The organism is Ruegeria sp. HKCCSP346 (assembly GCF_017872595.1).
Classification (GTDB): Bacteria; Pseudomonadota; Alphaproteobacteria; order Rhodobacterales; family Rhodobacteraceae; genus Ruegeria.
This window is the reverse complement of sequence record NZ_JAEDOT010000002.1, coordinates 294,507-312,930: the sequence shown is the minus strand read 5'-3', so window position 1 is coordinate 312,930 and position 18,424 is coordinate 294,507. Positions and strand designations below refer to the sequence as shown.

Sequence of the window (18,424 nt, the reverse complement as noted above, 5' to 3'; positions counted from 1 at the left end):
TATGAAGAAATTTGTGATGGCCGGTTTGGCCGGAACTGTGGCAGGTATTCTTGCGACTACGCAGATCGCAGGCCCACTGCTGGCGCAAGAGGCTGTGAACAAGGCCAGCGTCTATGAACAGCTTGACCTGTTCGGTGACATTTTTGAACGCATCCGTGCGCAATATGTCGAAGAGGTCGAGCCCGAAGAACTTATCGAGGCAGCAATCGATGGTATGCTGACCTCTCTTGATCCGCATTCCAGTTATCTTTCGCCCGATGATGCCGAACAGATGCGCGTGCAGACCCGGGGCGAGTTCGGTGGACTGGGTATTGAGGTCACGCAGGAAGACGGTTTTGTCAAAGTCGTGTCTCCCATCGACGACACACCCGCTGACGAGGCCGGGATCGAAGCCGGAGATTTCATCACACATGTGGATGGCGAAAGCATTCTGGGCCTGACGCTGGACAAGGCGGTGGATCTGATGCGGGGGCCGGTCGGCTCCGAGATTGTTATTACCGTCGTGCGCGAAGGCGAACCTGATCCCTTCGATGTCACCATTATCCGTGACACGATCAAGCTGACCGCCGTTCGCGCCCGCACCGAGGGCACAAGTGTCGTGCTGCGGGTAACGACCTTCAATGATCAGACTTTCCCCAACCTACAGGAAGGGTTGAAGGAACAGATCGAAGAAGCCGGTGGTATCGACAAGGTCAATGGTGTCGTACTGGACCTGCGCAACAACCCGGGGGGTCTGTTGACACAGGCCATCAAAGTTTCGGATGCGTTCCTGAACGAAGGGGAAATCGTCTCGACCCGTGGACGGGACCCGGAAGAGGGTGAGCGTTTCAATGCCACCCCCGGCGATCTGGCGGAAGGCAAACCCATTGTCGTGTTGATCAATGGTGGTTCGGCCTCGGCATCTGAAATCGTCGCGGGCGCGCTACAGGATCATCGCCGGGCCATCGTCGTCGGCACCAAAAGCTTCGGCAAAGGGTCGGTTCAGACGGTGATGCCGCTGCGGGGTGATGGTGCGATGCGCCTGACCACGTCCCGGTATTACACCCCATCGGGGCGGTCGATTCAGGCTCTGGGTGTCAGCCCTGATATTATCGTGGAACAACCCCGTCCGGCGCCAGAACCGGAAGAGGAAGAAACCAACGCCCGTTCGCGCTCCGAGGCCGATCTGCGCGGCAGCCTTAACAATGACAGCCTGAGCGAAGATGAGATCCGCCAGATAGAAGAAGATCGCGCCAAGGCCGAGGCAACCGCAGAGCTGAGGGAAGAGGATTACCAGCTGGCCTATGCCATCGATATCCTGAAGGGACTATCGGCCTTCAACCCCAACGGGCCGTCACAGTAAAACGGTAAGGGCTGCGGGTGTCGCAGCCCTTGGCTCCCGACTTCAGCTTTCGATCCGGTGCAGTTTCTTTTCGTCAAGAAGCAGCGCCAGAACGAGACCGACCGAGACGGACAAGGCCGAAAAGACGAAAGCCATACTCATCCCGCTGTCAAACGCCGCCGACAATGCCCGTTGAGCCGTCTTTGCCTCGCTGGATGACAACCGGCTTATTACCGCGTGGGCGGACGGCGTATCAAGTGTTCCGCCATTGATCGTGCGAAGCTCTGCTTCGGTCAACTTGATGCCCGAAGCGGCCACATACTGGCGAAGCTCAGACAGGCTGACGACGTACATGATGGCCGTGGCACAGGCGACAGAGATTGCGCCGTAAACCAGGTGGGTCATGAAACTCAGGCCGCCAACCAGCCCAGCCCGTTCCGGCTTTACGGCGCACATTGCAGCAGTGCCTGACGGCCCAACCGTCAAAGTTGCGCCCAGCCCGATCATCGCCATGCCGGGCAGGATGCGAAAGTACCCCAGATCACCGGGCAGCACGACAATGGTCGCAGCGCCGATCGTTGCGATCAGATATCCCCAAAACAGCAGCCGCTTGGGGCCGAAATCATTGTAAAGCGTACCCGAAACAATTGATCCCACGGCAAGCAACACGGTCAGCGGCGCCAAGCCCAGTGCCGATTCAAACGTCGACCAGCCCAGCACCTTTTGCATGTATTGGGGAAAATACAGCAGCCCCACAAATGCCGCGGACACGTTGAACATGTTCAGGCCAAGGGTGATGCGAAACTCGCGGTTTTGCATCATCTGCGGCAAAAGCAGTGGCTCTGTCACGCGTTTCTCGACTTTGGGGAACAGAATGAAAAGCGCAGCGCTGGTGAAAAACAGCATCAACAACGGGACGGACGTCCACCCCCAGTCCGCGCCCACATCCAAACCGTAAAGCAGCAGCAAAACGGCAAAAGACAACACACCCATCCCGGCGAGGTCGAGGTGTTCATCCGGTTTGTGCTGTGCTTCGCGCTCCATCAGGATCAGCGCGGTGGCCATCGAAATGCAGGAAAAGACCACATTGGCGAGGAAAAAGTAGCGCCACTCTCCCAAGTTCACGGCCAATCCGCTGATCATCGGACCAAACACGTTTCCGGTGGTCACACCTGCCAGAATTAACCCCATCACCAAGGCTCGATGTTCTGGCTTTGATACTTTGGTTGCCCCGAAGGCCAGCGTGCAGGGCCATACACAACCCGCGCCGATGCCTTGCAGCGCACGCGCAATGACAAGAAAATCAAGACTGGGCGAAACGAAGCACATGACCGAGGAAAACAGAAAGATCGACAGGCCAAAAAGCACCATTCTGCGGTGGCCATACATGTCGCCAAGCCGCCCGCCTGCGACCATGGTCATGGCGAAAAACAAGGCATAGATGTTCAGAACCCATTGGGTGCTGGTAATATCGGCGTCAAAGCTGCTTTCGATCGCAGGCACCAGCATCAGGGCGCCGGTAAAATCAATACCGATACCAAATCCGGTAACCATCAAAGCAATGACTTTGACTATGCTGCTGCGATCCATGATAAGGCGCGATCCGTTCTGAAAACGCCAATGATGCACGAATTTTGAAAGATTGACAGGAAAACCAGCCGGAACGGATCAGGGGTCGTCGCGGCAGATCCGGCGGAAAGCGCGTTTCAGCATATCCAGTTCAGCCCGCAGCAAATCAATTTCGGCCCTTAGGTCATCTGCGGCGGGCTCACCGGCAATCACCGTGAAGCTTCCCAGTTTCTCGGTTGTGGCTGCATCTGCAACGACGAACGTGTGCACGCCTTCGGATAGGGCTGCAACAGGCACCTGTATGCGCAAGTCCCATCCGTCTGCTGCGGGCGACAGGTCAACATTGCTCAGGGTTTCGCCCTGATAGCTTACCTCGGGGTTAGGCGTACTGCTGGCTTGAATGTGACCTTGCCAGATTCCGTTTTCGAACCGTATGAAGGTTAGCTTGGTCTGCGTCATGACTGATCTTCTCACAAATCGGCGCGATGAAAACGGCAAAACGTAAGATCCCGCACCACCATGCGATTCATCTCGGGCGTTTCAAAAATCAAATCCAGCCAGATTTTTTCGATCCTGCGCTCATTCAGGGGGAGATGCGCCAGATCAAAATCCACGGCCTTTGATACCTCGCCGGGATCAAGGCGTCGCAACACCTGTTCCATATTGGGCCCGTGCTGAATGTTGAGGCGCGCGAAAACGCCCGATGGCTTTTCACACTCGATCAGGGTTTCCAGCCTCACAAGATGCTCGCGCGTCAGGTGAATTGCAGCGTCCTCAGGCAATTCAACCGAAACGGACAGGAAGGACCCCCCAAAGCTGAAAGCCTCGATCACGAGACTGAACGGAGCCAAATCTCTGTCCTCTCTGTTTCGGACTTGCCGCACGGCAATTTCAGAAAACGGGCAATCGTGGAACACGCTGACCTGACTGTCCAGGACGGTCTTTCGCGGTGCCGAAGCCACACCCGGTTGCGTGAGGGGCGCACGCCATAGGTCGGGACGGCAGCTCCAGTCTGTTCCGACGGGTTTGGGAAACTGTGTGGACCCAATCGTCGGCCGGATCAAGCGACTGTCTGCCTGCTGAATTAAATGATCAAGATGCCTGCGCAAACTGCGGGCCTGATCCCGTTGCAAGCGCAAATCTGCCTGGCTGGCATACGGCGCCTGATGCGCGGCCCGACGCCAGCGCCCCAGAGTCTTGCGATTAATATAGCGATCCAGAATCCTGCCCATGGCCACGTCGTCCGATAATGCCCGGCCTTAGTCAAGGACAACGGCATGAACAAAACCGTAATAACGGAATTGCTATTGAAGCCTTGTGTTTCCCTGTTGGGGTCTGACCACAATTTGGATAGGCGCAACATGCTGAAACTGAACCGGTCTATTCTTGCAATGTACCGGGTCAGTGCTTACCGTTTGGCTCCTGCAAAGTGGGTCATCCCAAGAACAGCCACACAACAGTTTAGCGCATGACAAGGCCAGGTTATGGAGTCCACTTTATTTGCCTTCATTTGGAAATATTCGAAGAAACAGCAACTTGTTCTACTTCTGCTGACGGTCCTGTCGTTCCCGTTTCTTTACGCCTCGCTGGAACTTCCCAAACAGATCATCAACGACGCAATCGGCGCGCCGGGTGACACGGTAACCATCTGGAACTTCACCGTGACGCAGGTTCAGTATCTAATGATACTGTGTGTTGCGTTCCTGGCGACGGTGATCGTGAGCGGTGTCATGAAGATGCGCATCAACACGATGAAGGGCGTCCTTGCCGAGCGCATGCTGCGGCGCCTGCGCTATACGTTGTTTCAACGGTCGATGCGGTTTCCGAAATCCTATTTTGCGACCACCAGCCAGGGTGAGCTAGTATCGATGATCACGTCCGAGGCCGAACCGATGGGTGGCCTGATGGGGGATGCCATCGCGCAGCCGGTTTTCCAGTTCGGCCAGATGATGACGATCGTCACCTTCCTGTTCATGCAAAGCGTTTGGTTCGGACTTGCCAGTATCGCGCTGATCCCGCTTCAGGCCTGGCTGATCCCCAAGCTTCAGCGGCAGATCAACCTTCTAAACAAGGACCGCATTCAGGAAGTCCGACGTCTGAGCTCGGAGATCGGCGAAACTGCGGCAGGTATCAGCGATCTGCGTACCAACGGAGGGTGGCGCTATCGCCTTGCGCAATTCAGCCATCGGCTAGGGAAACTGTTCGAGATCCGTTTCAAGATCTACAACAAAAAATTCTTCATGAAGTTCCTCAACAACCTGATAACTCAGATGACACCCTTCCTGTTTTATTCAGTGGGAGGATATCTGGCGATTACCGGTGAGGTGACCGTAGGTGCGCTGGTTGCCGCGTTGGGCGCCTACAAGGATCTGAGCGGCCCATGGAAGGATCTGCTGACCTATTACAATCAGGTACAGGACATGTCTTTGCGGTGGGAAATCGTCACCGAGAGATTTGCGCCGAGCAACATGATACCGGAAGAGCTGTTCGAGGGAGAACCTGAAACCATCCCGCGTCTGACTGGCGACATCGAGCTGCGAAATGTGACGGTTCGCGACAGCGATGGGAAAACCGTTCTCGAAGATCTTGATCTGACCATTCCGCGTGGCGCGCGCGTCGCAATTCAGTCTGGACAGGCGTCGGAACGCAGTGCGTTGGGACAGCTTTTGACTCGTGAGGTGTTGCCGGCTCAGGGTGAGGTGATAATAGCGGGGCATAATCTGCGGGGTCTGCATCAGGCCGTCATCGCGGCCCGGATCGGCTATGCCTATTCGCGCCCTTACCTGTTTGACGGCACATTGGGCGACAACCTCATGATGCCTTTGCGCACGCATCCACGACATCAAGCAGATATGCTCAAGGCCCCGACGCGGTGGCAGATCGAAGCTGTTCGTGCAGGCAATTCACCGGATTCTCTGGACGATGAATGGATTGACCCGGGTCTCGCCGGTCTTGACGATATCGACGACATACGTGACTGGTGGTTCCAGCTGGTGGAAGCGATGGGCATCGACGAGTTCATGTTCCGCCGCACTTTGCGTACGCAGTTCGACCCGGAAATTCACCCGGTCCTGGCACAGGAAGTTGTCAATTTACGAGGGACCATCGCCGAGCGCTTGGCAGAAAAGGGGCTTGATCGATATGTGTACCGTTTCGACCCTGATCGCTTTAACCCGGCAGTTCCGCTGGGCGGAAACTTGTTGTTCGCGGCGCCATCCAAGGACATTTCTCCGGATATACTGGCGGGTGACGAACGGTTCGTTCAGATGCTCAGCGCCCATGATCTGGTTGACGACGTGATCAGCATTTCTCAGGCCGTCATGGACACGCTCAGCAAGACCTTCGGGCGGGACGGGGCGGATCACCCGCTTTTCCTGAGGCTCGGCATGTCCAAGGACATGTATCACAAATTGCTGGATATCGAAGAACGGCGCAAAGCCAAGGGTGATATGGCCGTGAGCGACCAGGAGCGCGCATTGCTATTGACGGTACCGTTCCTGTTGACGGCCGAGCAGATCGGCCCAAACTTCCCGGAAGAATACAAGGAAAAGATTCTTGCCATCCGCAAAAGTCAGGCCAAGCGGCTGCTGGACGCGATGGGCGGCATGTTCATGTCAGTTGCGCCGGACATCTATGTGCCACGTCTGACCGCGATGGAAAATGCGATCTACGGCCGGGTTTCGTTGATGGCCGGTGCACACGCGGACGAAATAGAAGACGTTGTGGCCGAAGCCATGAACGAAGCCGGCCTGCGACGCCGTGCAGCTGCCATCATCTACGATCTGCCAGCAGGCCTGGGCGGGAACAATCTGCCGACCGTCTTTCAGGAGCGTGCCGCATTCTCACGCGCGGGTATCAAACGGCCTGACGTCCTGATTCTGGACAGGGCCCTGGCAAGTCACGATTCCGAAAGCCGGTTGCGCACCCGCCTGAAACTGCGGGAATTGTTGCCGGATTCCATTATGATCTTTATGGAAGATCACTTTGCACATCCCGAAGCGTATGATCTGTTTGTGGAAATCAAGGATGGCCGTATCGATGGTGTGTCACGATCCAGATCCCCGCAAGAAGACAGCACGTCGGACGATCTGAGCCGCAAGCTCGAAATCATTTCGGCGACCGAGTTGTTTTCCGGCGTGGATGGCCGCAACCAGCGGCTGTTGGCGTTCTCAGCGCAATGGTACGAAGCAGCAGCGGGGCAAGTCATTTTCTCGCGTGGTCAGGCGCCCGACGCGGCGTATCTGTGCGTCTCAGGGCAGGCCAGGCTGGACTGGCCCACGGATGATGGAAAAAAACGTCCGATCTCGATCATCGAACCCGGGCGGCTGATCGGTGATCTCTCGATCATAACAGGAGAGCCCAGACAACTGGATCTGGTCGCCACCGAAGATTGCAGGTTCCTGCGTATCGGCGCCGAGGAACTGCGTGCCGTGGTCGAAAGCGACGCTTCGGTTGCTACGCAATTGCTACAGACTGTTGCGGGATATCTGACTACGTTGTCCACAAGAATCAATGCGGCGCAGAACCCCGAGGAGCTGCTCCCGACGATTACGGATCAGGCGATTCAGGAAAGCACGGGTGAAAATGCCTAAAGCATATTCCGCTCATGACCATCTGGTCGAAACCGCGCGCGGCAAACCGGAAATCTGGCGCCTGTTGCTGGGGCTCTTGCTGGTTGCCGTGCTGGTCAGCGTTCTGAACATGGTATTTTTTACCGTGGTTGCCGGGATGGGTCCGGAAAACTGGGCGCAGACGCTTCTGTTGGGCGGTTCACCCCTCGCGCTGCTGTTGCTGTTGGCCAGTTTCGGATTCATCATTCTGGGCGTGGCCGTCGCCGCGCGGCAGGTTCAGCACAGGTCTTTGGTGTCCATCGTGGGCGGGTACCGATTGGCTGCGGGCCAATTCCTTAAAGTGTTGAAAGCACTTCTTATTTTGGGCGTTGTCGGGTTCCTGCTGCCGCCTTATGGCTTTGGCGGATCTCTGTCGCAGAACCTGCCATTGTCAACCTGGCTTCTTCTTTTGCCGGTTTCGGCCTTGGTTGTTCTGGTGCAGACCAGCGCCGAAGAGCTGTTGTTCAGAGGCTATATTCAGCAAACCCTGGCAGCCAGATTCCAATCGCCTGTCATCTGGATGGGGGTACCATCGATCCTGTTTGCAATTGGACATTACACACCGGACATGGCTGGCGACAACGCGTTGCTGATTGCGCTGTGGGCTTGCGTTTTCGGTCTGCTGACATCGGACCTGACGGCACGGGCGGGAACATTGGGGCCAGCTATCGCCTTGCATTTTTTCAACAACATCATTGCGTTGCTGTTCATCTCGTTGCCCGACAACCTGAACGGGCTGGCGCTGTTCACCCTTCCGTTTGATGCATCTGATGCCGAACAGCTTCGTCCCTGGCTTCTGGTGGACCTTGCCGTGATGTTCGTTTGCTGGCTGGCCGCGCGACTTGCGCTCAGGCGTTGATTGCAATTCCTTCCGTGGCGTCCTATTTGACGTCAACACCGCACAAGCCAAGGTTCCGACATGAACTGGATCACAAACTACGTCCGCCCCCGGATCAACTCGATCTTCTCACGCCGCGAAGTGCCTGAAAACCTCTGGCACAAATGCGACGAATGCGGAACGATGCTGTTCCATCGCGAGGTGGCGGAAAACCAGAATGTCTGCACACAGTGCGACCACCACATGGCGATCACACCGCGTGAGCGGTTCAAGCACTTGTTTGACGGCGGCATCTTTACCGAACTTGAAGTGCCCGCGCCAAAAGACGACCCGTTGCAATTCCGCGATCAGAAGAAATACCCCGACCGCATGAAAGCAGCGCAGAAGAAGACCGGCGAAAAGGAAGCCATGCTGGTTGCCTTGGGTGAAATTGGCCGCACCCCCATTGTGGCCGCCGCGCAGGACTTTTCGTTCATGGGCGGATCGATGGGCATGTATGTCGGCAACGCGATCATCGCCGCCGCGCAGGAGGCGGTAAAACTCAAACGGCCGCTGATCCTGTTCTCGGCAGCCGGTGGCGCCCGTATGCAGGAAGGTATCCTCAGCCTGATGCAGATGCCGCGCACCACCGTGGCAGTCGAGATGCTGAAGGAAGCCAACCTGCCGTATATCGTGGTACTGACTCATCCGACAACCGGTGGCGTTACTGCGTCTTATGCGATGCTGGGCGATGTCCATATCTCGGAACCCAACGCGCTGATCTGCTTTGCCGGGCCTCGCGTGATCGAGCAGACGATCCGCGAAAAACTGCCCGAAGGCTTTCAACGCGCCGAATACCTGCTGGATCACGGGATGCTGGACCGTGTCACCAGACGTACCGAAATGCGCGATGAACTGATTACCATCACGCGGATGCTGATGAATCTGCCGCCGGCGATCATGGGCGATCTGCCGGCACCGGAACCAACCGACGCAACAGAACTCCCCGCCGAAGAGACAGATCAGAAATGACGGCCAGGACGTCCGACGCCATCCTCGACCGGATGATGGCGCTGCACCCCAAGATCATTGATCTGACCTTGGACCGTGTCTGGCGTCTGCTGGCGGCATTGGACAATCCGCAGTTGAAATTGCCGCCGGTCATTCATATTGCCGGGACCAACGGCAAAGGCTCGACTCAGGCGATGATCAGAGCGGGTCTGGAAAGAGCAGGGCGCTCGGTACACGCCTATACCTCGCCGCATCTGGCCCGTTTTCATGAACGTATTCGATTGGCCGGAGAGCTGATCTCGGAGCCAGAACTGACGGCGGTTCTGGATGAATGCTACGCTGCGAATGGTGGCGAAAACATCACTTATTTCGAGATCACAACATGCGCCGCCCTGTTGGCCTTTTCCCGCGCCAAGGCAGATTTCACATTGCTCGAGGTCGGGCTGGGCGGGCGCCTGGACGCCACAAACGTGATCGAAAACCCGGCCGTCACGGTTATTACCCCCGTATCCATCGACCATGAACAGTTCCTGGGTGATACTTTGGGCAAGATCGCGGCGGAGAAGGCGGGCATCATCAAGCCCGGCGTTCCGTGCATTGTCGGCCCACAACAGGACGAAGCGCTTGAGGTCATCGAATACACGGCCGCCCGCTTGGGTGCGCCTTTGTTGGTTCATGGTCAGCACTGGCACGTGCAGGAAGAAAACGGGCGTCTGATCTATCAGGACGAAACCGGTTTGCGGGATGTGCCTCTGCCCAACCTTCTGGGCGCACATCAGATTCAGAATGCGGGCGCAGCGTTGGCTGTTCTGCGCCATCTGAACATGGGCGACGACGCATACGAAGCTGCCGTGACCAAGGCCGAATGGCCGGCGCGAATGCAGCGTCTGAAATCCGGCCCGCTTGTCGATCAGGCGCCGCATGCCGAGATTTGGCTGGATGGTGGTCACAACGCCGCCGCCGGAATCGCGTTGGCGGATGTACTGACGAACCTGCCGCAAAAACCCACGCACATGATCTGCGGCATGCTCAACACCAAGGATGTGACAGGGTATCTTGCACCTCTGGCAGAGAAAGCGACAAGTCTGACAGCCGTGTCCATTCCGGGTGAGACCGCAACGCTCAGCGCGGAAGAAACCGCTGCGGCTGCGGCCAGGGTCAACCTTCCCGCATCCACCGCCGACAGCGTGGCGGACGCATTGAAAGTGATTGCGGACAATGACCCGCAGGCGCGGGTTCTGATCTGCGGCTCGCTCTATCTGGCTGGGAAAATTCTGCAAGAAAACGCGTAGGCGCGTGCCAACCTCATGATCTGGCTGACACTGTCTTGGATGGGGCGCGGGCGATACGGGCGGATCAGTGTCCCTGTCGCCCCCAATCCTGATCCTGCATTTCACGCAGGCGTGATGCCGTGCGTTCAAATTCGAAGGTTCCTTCGCCTTCGACATACAGCATCTCGGGTTCCGCTGCAGCCGAGCAGATCAAACGCACCCTGGCTTCGTAAAGCGCATCAATCAGGGTGACAAAACGTTTGGCCTCGTTGAAATTGTTGCGCGACAGGCGTGGGATGTCCTCAAGCACGAGCACTTTTACCTCTTCGGCGATCGCCAGATAATCACCCGGCCCAAGCATGCGGCCACACAGATCATAGAATGAAGCCCGCGCGACCCCGTTGCGAAAGGCGGGCAATTCAACGGCCCGGCCTTTGACGTGCAGCACAAGCGGATCAGCGGGTCCACCGGCAAGATCTGTCCAGACCTCTCTGATCTTCTGCCGGGCTTCTGGGCCAATCGGAGTGAAATAGACCGGGGCACCCTCCAACCGGTTCTGCCGATAGTCCGTCGGCGACACCAATTCCCACACCTGCAACTGCTCTTTGATATGCGCGATGAACGGCAGGAACAGCTGCCGGTTCAGCCCATTCTTGTACAGATCGTCGGGATGCCTGTTCGACGTGGTAACCACGACCACGCCGCCTTCGTGCAACAAGTCAAACAGCCGCCCGACAATCATTGCGTCCGTAATGTCGGTGATCTGCATTTCGTCAAACGCGAGTAAGCGAACTGAATTGACCACCTCTTTCGCCACCGGTGCCAGGGCATCCTCGACATTCTGTTGCCGGGCCTTGTGCATTCCAGCGTGAATTTCCTGCATGAAAGCGTGAAAATGCACGCGTCGTGCCGGGATATTGCCCAGCGTATCGACGAACATGTCCATCAGCATTGATTTCCCACGCCCGACACCGCCCCACAGGTACAACCCTTTGGGTGGCGGAGGCGCCTTGCGGAAGAGCCCGCGTTTGGCCGGCTTGGACAGCGCCGCCCGGATGCGTTCGAATTGGGGCAGAACGGCCTCTTGCGCGTCGTCGCGTGTCAGCGTTCCGTCCGCGATGCGGGCCTCGTAAAGCGAAATAAGATCCGTCATGAATCCGAGCCTTACCCGTCGTCTCGGCCGTTGAAAAGAAGCCATTTTTGGCGACACATCAATTTTGTTTATCCGTGACCGCAAATCTGCTGAATTGACGGTTACACAAAAAGTAATACGGTCCTTCGGACGTTACGCCTGAGGTTCCATGCCCCGATCCGCCCGCTTGTTGAATCCGATTCTGATTGTCGGATGTATCATCATCACGGTGAGCTTCGCCGTTCGTGCGTCGTTCGGCGTATTCCAGATTCCGATAGCCGATGAGTTCGGCTGGCTGCGGACCGATTTCTCGATGGCGATTGCAATTCAAAACCTGGCCTGGGGCATCGGGCAGCCGATCTTTGCGGCGATTGCCGAAAAGGTGGGCGACCGCCGAGCCATCATCCTCGGCGCTCTCACGTACGCGGCTGGCATGGTGCTGACGGCGTGGTCCGTTACACCGTTCGAGCATCAGATATACGCGTGGCTGGTGGGTTTCGGCATCGCCGGGACCGGGTTTGGCGTGGTTCTGGCGGTTGTCGGACGCGCGTCCACCGATGAAAACCGGTCCATGTCGCTGGCCATCGTTACTGCTGCGGGCAGCTTTGGGCAGGTTCTGGGGGCGCCGACCGCTGAATGGCTGCTGACTTTCCTGCCCTGGCAGCAGGTTTTTGTCGTGTTTGCCGCGGCAATTCTTGCCCTTGTGCTGACCTTGCCCTTCATGCGTGCACCACAGCCCGTTTCGAAGGCAGAGATGCAAGAAAGCATGAGCGAGATTCTGGGAAAGGCGTTCCGCGACCCTTCCTATGCGCTGATATTTTTGGGTTTTTTCAGCTGCGGATACCAGCTGGGCTTCATCACCGCGCATTTCCCGGCTTTCGTGGCCGAGATGTGTGGACCAATCCAGCCCGGAGGCGTACTGCATTCCATCGGGATCACCTCTACATCCGCACTTGGTGCGGTGTCGATTTCATTGATCGGTCTGGCCAATATCGGCGGCACGCTACTGGCGGGTTGGGCCGGCAACCACTTTCCGAAAAAATACCTTCTGGCAGCGGTTTATACGGGCCGGACGATTGCAGCGGCTTTGTTCATCGTGTTCCCGATCACACCCATTACGGTCATCGTGTTCTCGCTGGTGATGGGATCGCTTTGGCTGGCCACCGTGCCGCTGACCTCGGGGCTCGTCGCGCATCTATACGGTCTGCGTTATATGGGAACGCTCTATGGCTTTATCTTCTTGAGCCACCAGATCGGCAGCTTCCTGGGCGTCTGGCTTGGCGGACGCATGTATGACCAGTATGGCGACTACAACATGGTTTGGTGGATCGGGGTCGCGATCGGTGCCTTCAGCGCCATAGTCCACCTGCCGATCCGCGAGAACCGGTCAGCAGTTCCTGCCTGAGGCACATCGACACGCCACAGGCAGGGAACCAATCGGGCAAAGGCGTTACCGAAGTTCGGCCTCGGTATTGCCGCCATCCACCGTCACGACATGACCGGTGGTGCGTTCCATCAGCGCCAGCGCAACAAAGGCGTTCGCGACATGCTTCGCCTCGACTTCGCGGCCCAGCAGGTTGCCTGACATATAGGTCTCCTCGGAAACGCCACGTGCGGCAGCGCGTTCCTGAATGAAACCATCCGTCAGCAGGCCAGACCGAATTCGATCTGCATTCACCCCGTTTACACGGATTCCATATTCGGCCAATTCAAGCGTCAACTGGCGCAACAGGAACAGTGTGGCGGCTTTTGGCGTACCATAGGCCCCCATGTTCCGGCCCGGGTTGATCGCCTGTTTGGAGATATTGAACAGGATCTGACCGCCGCGGCCCTGAGCTTGCATCACTCGGGCAGCCTGCGTCGCAAATGCCTTATGCGCGAAGAAATTCAGTTCAAAAGCCGCGCGGAATTCGTCGTCACCAAGATCCAGCAAAGCGCCCGAAGTCGCCGACCCGGCATTCGATACCATTACATCGATCCCACCAAACCGGTGTATCGCCGCCGCAATCGCGGCATCTGCGGCGCCTCTCTCGGTTACGTCGCAGGCATATGTCGAATGCCATGTGCCAAGGGTCGATTTGGCCTTGGCCAACGCCCGTTCATCCCGGTCCACCAGAACGACATTTGCACCGGCGTCAGCAAAGGCCTTGGCGGTTGCAAGACCTATCGCCCCTGCACCACCGGTCACCATCACAATCTTGCCCTGAAGCGGAGGTGGTGAGCTTTTGCCCAGCTTCGCCTGTTCCAAGGACCAGTATTCACAATCAAAGCGATCTTTTTCATTGATGGGAAAAAAACCGCCCGCGTCTTCGCCCACTGATCGCACCCGCAGGTTTTGTTCCGCAAGATCTGCCGCGGCCGAGGCAGCCTTTGCGTTCGGGCCCATTCCCAGGATCCCCACGCCCTCGATCCACGCATGCTTGGGGTCTTGAGGCAGCAGTTTCTTGCGTTCGTCAGCCTGCGGCGCCTGCCGTTCAAAATACGCCCGATAGTCTTTGGCAAACTCTTCGACCTTTGCCTTGATCCGAGACCGCCCCCCAGACAAATCCGACGCGCGCAATAAAAGCGGGCAGCCTTTTGTCCGTAATACGTGATCCGGCGACGCCATGCCCCGCTGGGCCAATGAATCAATATCCGGACGATCGAAAAACTGCATGACATCCGGCCCGTTGCGGAGGTCAAAAATCGGCATCGGGTCATCCCGTTGGGCCGCCACTTCGGCGATGACCCCGCGCAGGATCGGCAATACCTCAAGATTCTCAGCCGGATCGCGACGGCCAATTGTCGTCAGGTCCTTCATCCCGAAATAGGCAGCAACCTCGTTGGTATGCGCCACGATCCGGTCATAACTTTCCTGCGCTCTCGCGCCGAAGGTGAAATGCCCGTGCTGAAGCAGCAGAAGCCCTTCGACATTCGGGTTTTCGTCAAATACTTCGGCCGCCTTTTTGGCCAGCCCGAAGCCAGGCATGATGTAGGGCACAATGCCCAGTCGGTCGCCAAAAATCTCGCGGCAGACGTCCTCGGCATTTGGCAGATTGGCGAGCACCAGAAAGGGTGTCGCATGCGTGTGATCCACATATTTGTGCGGTAAAAATGCATGCAACAGAGTTTCTACAGAGGGGTTCGGAGAACCTGAATCCAACAGATTGGCGCGCTGAACATTGACCATCTGTGCATCTGACAGATGGTCCAATGCGCGCAGTTTCATCAAAGGATCTAGCCACACGCCCGGCAAGCCCGGTGCCTCGATGCTGTCCAGATCCCACCCAGATCCCTTGACATGCAGAACGCGCTGTGGATCGCCAAACAGATCAGGGCGTTCCAGTTTGACCGACGTGTTGCCTCCCCCGTGCATCAGGAGGTCAGGGTTCTGACCGATCAGCCGCGAGGTATAGACACGTTCGCCCAGTTCCTGATCTGCGGGGTCTGTTCCGGCCCGGTCACGCCATTTCCGTGCCTCGTCGGCCCTGTACCAGTTTTCAATCATCATTCATTCTCAGCAAGTTAAGCGGGTGCATGATCCGCGTGGGCGATTGCACAATTCAAGACTGTGCTAAACAAAGTGTTAACCAGCCCGTTCGGGAAACAACCGGGCAAGCCCGTCAGCAGACGCCTCGCTGACGCCGCGCTCGGTGATAAGCCCTGTCACCAGCCGGTTTGGGGTGACATCAAAGGCAGGATTGCCACCTTCCGTGCCGTCTGGCGTCACGCGTACATCCGAGATGTTCCCCTGCCCATCAACCCCCATGACATGGGAGACTTCCCTGGAATCACGTTCTTCGATCGGGATTTCGGCCACACCGTCGCGAACGGTCCAGTCAATCGTAGGAGAGGGAAGGGCGACATAAAATGGCACACCGTTGTCCCGCGCAGCCAAAGCCTTCAGATAGGTCCCGATCTTGTTGCAAACATCACCTTGGGCCGTGGTTCGGTCCGTGCCCGTAATCACCAAATCAACCAGGCCGTGCTGCATCAAATGACCGCCAGCATTATCCACCATGTAGCGGTGGGGAATGTCATGTTCGCCCAATTCCCAGGATGTCAGTGCGCCCTGGTTGCGCGGTCTGGTTTCATCCACCCAGACGTGCAAGGGGATGCCCGCGTCATGTGCGTGATACATCGGGCTTGTGGCCGTGCCCCAATCCACAGTCGCCAGCCATCCCGCATTGCAATGCGTCAGCAACCGAACCGGCTCACCGGCGGGTTTTCGGGCCGCGATATCCTTGATCAGTTCCAACCCGTGCCGGCCGATTGCGGCGTTGATCTCGACATCTTCGTCTGCAATCTCCTGCGCCAGCGACCAGGCGCGCTCGGCGCGGTCACCCGGAGCAAGCGGCATCAGCGCTTCTCGGCATCTGTCCAATGCCCAGCGCAGGTTGATTGCCGTGGGTCGGGTTGCATGTAAAACGTCATACGCGGCGTCAAACGAGGCTTCTGAGCTGTCCCGAGACATCTGCTCGGCAATTCCAAACGCAGCGGTCGCGCCTATCAAAGGTGCGCCCCTGACCCACATATCCCGTATCGCAGCTGCAAATTCATCAAGCGTTTTCAGGGTTACGACCCGAAAATCATGCGGCAACCACCTTTGGTCGATGATCCGAACCACGCCTGCCGGTTTGTCCCACCAAATAGACCGATAATGGGTGCCTTGTACTTTCATAACGCAGTCTCCGTATTCGAAAAGCCTGATCGGAATTCAAGCACAGGGTGCGTTCTAATGAGGTACTTGTAAACGGGCGTTTCGGAATTCGGGTCAGTATTTGATCTAGCAAAAGGAATGATCATCCCTTTCTGGCGGCACGTATTTCCCGTTCCAAGGCGTCCAGAAACCGCGAGCGGTCGGCTTTACCGAAGGGTCGCCCACCGCCGCCGGTTCCCAACGGATTGGCCGCGCGCAGATCGGCCATCAAGTCACGCATTGCCAGTTGTTGGCCAATATTTGCCGCGGTGAAGGTTTCACCATTGGGGCGCAGCACGCGTGCGCCTGCTTCAACGCATTTTGCGGCCAAAGGGATGTCGGACGTTATGACGACATCCCCTTCTCCACAGCGTTCGGCAATCCATTTGTCGGCCTCATCCGCGCCTTCGGAAACGACAATGACCTGCACCAGCGGGTTGGCCGATGGACGAAGCCCGCCATTGGACACCAGCGCCATCGGCACCTTGTGCCGCGTCGCGACCCGTTCGGCCTCGGCTTTTACAGGACAGGCATCGCCATCGACATACAGCGTCGTCACGCCTTCTTTGCCTCTTTCTTTGCCGGCTCCACCGGTTTCTTTTTGACCTTGAATTCCTCGGGTATGGGCATGCGGTTGAACGCATCCAGGCCCGCGATTTTATACGCTTCGGCAAGTGTCGGGTAGTTGAACGTGTTCTGAACGAAGTAGTCCACCGTACCTTTCAGGTTCAGCACGGCCTGCGCAATATGGATCAACTCCGTCGCGCCTTCACCAACGATCTGGACACCCAGCACCCTGCGGGTCTTGAGCGAGAACAGCATTTTCAACATGCCGTGTTCCAGCCCCATGATATGCCCGCGTGACGTCTCGCGGAATCGCGCGACACCGACCTCGTAGGGGATGTTGCGCTCCTGCAATTCTTCTTCCGACATTCCGCAGGTTGATATTTCGGGCACTGAATAGATGCCATAGGGGTACCACGGGCTTTCCGGCAGCGTGGGCGTTTCAAGGGCGTGACAGGCAGCCACGCGCCCCTGCTGCAAAGAGGTTGATGCCAGCGACGGATGTCCGATCACATCGCCCGTGGCATAGATATGCGGAACCGCCGTTTGATATGTCTTGCGGTCTACCTTGATCCGGTTGCGGTGGTCCGTCTCCAGCCCGACGGCATCCAGATTGAGTTTGGACGTCGCCCCCATGCGTCCGGCCGCAAACAGAAGCATTTCAGCGCGAACGTGGCGACCGTTTTCAAGGGTCACTTCCACATGTTCACCGGCGTCTTCAATCTTCTCGACAGCCGAGCCCAAACGCAGGTCGACACCGTTTTCCCGGATCTGATGGGTAAAGTCGTGGATCAACCGGCTGTCGATGAAATCCAGAAACGTGTCGCGGGGTTCAATCAGCGTCACACGCACGTCCAGGGCTGAAAACATCGTGGCATATTCCACGCCAATGACCCCGGCACCGATAACGACCAGCGAGCGCGGAATCTCTGCCATTTCCAGAAATTCGTCACCATCCACCACCGTCTTGCCGTTGAACGGGACATAATCCGGGCGATAGGTTTTCGTGCCTGTCGCAATCAGGAACTTCGCGGCCGTCACACGCGTTGTTTCCCCGGCATCGGTTGCGACCTCTACTTCGTGCGGCCCGACAAATCTGGCCAGACCGTCCAGGGTTTCGACATGGTTCCTGTTGAACTGATGTTCCAACACGTCGACTTCATGGTCGAGGGTCATATGCAGGCGGGCTTTCAAGTCTTCTGCTCGGATCTGATCCTTTACCCGGTATGAACGCCCGTAAAAGCTGCGCTCGCGCCAGCCCGACAGGTTCAGAACCGTTTCGCGCAGGGTCTTGGACGGAATCGTGCCGGTGTGGACAGAGACGCCACCAAAACGGTCTTTGCGGTCGATGACCAGCACACGCCGTTTCAGTTTGCCTGCCTGAATCGCCGCAGAACGCCCAGAAGGCCCCGACCCTATGATGATCAGGTCATAATCGTAGTTGCTCATCC

Annotated in this window: 14 protein-coding genes; 6 read left to right on the top strand and 8 right to left on the bottom strand. The window is 57.3% G+C overall.

Annotated elements, in window-relative coordinates; all coding sequences use genetic code 11:
* The first annotated feature begins 1 nt into the window (after position 1).
* The gene (locus tag I9185_RS09980) at positions 2-1,342 is read left to right on the top strand and encodes a S41 family peptidase (protein ID WP_171119151.1); all 1,341 of its coding nucleotides are present in this window, start codon (positions 2-4) and stop codon (positions 1,340-1,342) included.
* Between the two features lie 42 nt (positions 1,343-1,384).
* On the opposite strand, the gene I9185_RS09975 is transcribed toward I9185_RS09980, so the two are convergent.
* The 3 genes from I9185_RS09975 to I9185_RS09965 form a co-directional block, all read right to left on the bottom strand.
* A complete protein-coding gene (locus tag I9185_RS09975; protein WP_210092958.1) occupies positions 1,385-2,911 on the bottom strand; it encodes an MFS transporter in 1,527 nt (508 codons plus the stop codon).
* A 78-nt stretch (positions 2,912-2,989) separates the two neighbouring features.
* Positions 2,990-3,349 carry a hypothetical protein gene (locus I9185_RS09970; RefSeq protein WP_171636217.1) on the bottom strand — a complete coding sequence of 120 codons (360 nt, stop codon included), beginning with the start codon at positions 3,347-3,349 and terminating at the stop codon, positions 2,990-2,992.
* An 11-nt stretch (positions 3,350-3,360) separates the two neighbouring features.
* Positions 3,361-4,122, bottom strand: a complete 762-nt coding sequence (locus tag I9185_RS09965; RefSeq protein ID WP_210092957.1) for a DUF6478 family protein — start codon at positions 4,120-4,122, stop codon at positions 3,361-3,363.
* Between the two features lie 252 nt (positions 4,123-4,374).
* On the opposite strand from I9185_RS09965, the gene I9185_RS09960 reads away from it, so the two are divergent.
* The 4 genes from I9185_RS09960 to I9185_RS09945 are packed head-to-tail and all read left to right on the top strand — an operon-like array spanning position 4,375 to position 10,620.
* The gene (locus I9185_RS09960; RefSeq protein ID WP_210092956.1) at positions 4,375-7,482 is read left to right on the top strand and encodes an ABC transporter transmembrane domain-containing protein; all 3,108 of its coding nucleotides are present in this window, start codon (positions 4,375-4,377) and stop codon (positions 7,480-7,482) included.
* On the top strand, positions 7,475-8,359 hold the full coding sequence (locus tag I9185_RS09955) for a CPBP family intramembrane glutamic endopeptidase (protein ID WP_171723943.1): 885 nt from the start codon (positions 7,475-7,477) through the stop codon (positions 8,357-8,359). Before I9185_RS09960 ends, I9185_RS09955 begins: the two co-directional genes overlap by 8 nt.
* Positions 8,360-8,419: 60 nt before the next feature.
* Entirely contained in the window at positions 8,420-9,349 is a 930-nt protein-coding gene (gene accD / locus I9185_RS09950; protein WP_210092955.1) for an acetyl-CoA carboxylase, carboxyltransferase subunit beta, read from the top strand.
* Positions 9,346-10,620 (top strand): folylpolyglutamate synthase/dihydrofolate synthase family protein, encoded by a 1,275-nt coding sequence (locus tag I9185_RS09945; RefSeq protein ID WP_171636209.1) that lies wholly within the window; start codon positions 9,346-9,348, stop codon positions 10,618-10,620. Before accD ends, I9185_RS09945 begins: the two co-directional genes overlap by 4 nt.
* Positions 10,621-10,684: 64 nt before the next feature.
* On the opposite strand, the gene zapE is transcribed toward I9185_RS09945, so the two are convergent.
* Positions 10,685-11,752: a cell division protein ZapE gene (gene zapE, locus I9185_RS09940; protein ID WP_210092954.1), complete on the bottom strand. Its 1,068-nt coding sequence runs from the start codon at positions 11,750-11,752 to the stop codon at positions 10,685-10,687.
* Positions 11,753-11,900: 148 nt separating this feature from the next.
* On the opposite strand from zapE, the gene I9185_RS09935 reads away from it, so the two are divergent.
* Entirely contained in the window at positions 11,901-13,136 is a 1,236-nt protein-coding gene (locus I9185_RS09935) for an MFS transporter (RefSeq protein WP_210092953.1), read from the top strand.
* A 45-nt stretch (positions 13,137-13,181) separates the two neighbouring features.
* Here I9185_RS09935 and I9185_RS09930 read toward each other — a convergent pair whose 3' ends face one another.
* From I9185_RS09930 to sthA, 4 genes are all read right to left on the bottom strand, one after another.
* Complete coding sequence (locus I9185_RS09930; RefSeq protein WP_210092952.1) at positions 13,182-15,221, bottom strand: bifunctional aldolase/short-chain dehydrogenase; 2,040 nt, start codon at positions 15,219-15,221, stop codon at positions 13,182-13,184.
* 75 nt (positions 15,222-15,296) lie between these two features.
* Positions 15,297-16,391 carry an S-methyl-5-thioribose-1-phosphate isomerase gene (gene mtnA, locus I9185_RS09925; protein ID WP_210092951.1) on the bottom strand — a complete coding sequence of 365 codons (1,095 nt, stop codon included), beginning with the start codon at positions 16,389-16,391 and terminating at the stop codon, positions 15,297-15,299.
* A gap of 121 nt (positions 16,392-16,512) precedes the next feature.
* Entirely contained in the window at positions 16,513-16,968 is a 456-nt protein-coding gene (locus tag I9185_RS09920; RefSeq protein WP_171119171.1) for a YaiI/YqxD family protein, read from the bottom strand.
* Positions 16,965-18,422, bottom strand: coding sequence for a Si-specific NAD(P)(+) transhydrogenase (gene sthA / locus I9185_RS09915; RefSeq protein WP_171230389.1), 1,458 nt, complete (start codon positions 18,420-18,422; stop codon positions 16,965-16,967). Before sthA ends, I9185_RS09920 begins: the two co-directional genes overlap by 4 nt.
* Between the last annotated feature and the right edge of the window lie 2 nt (positions 18,423-18,424).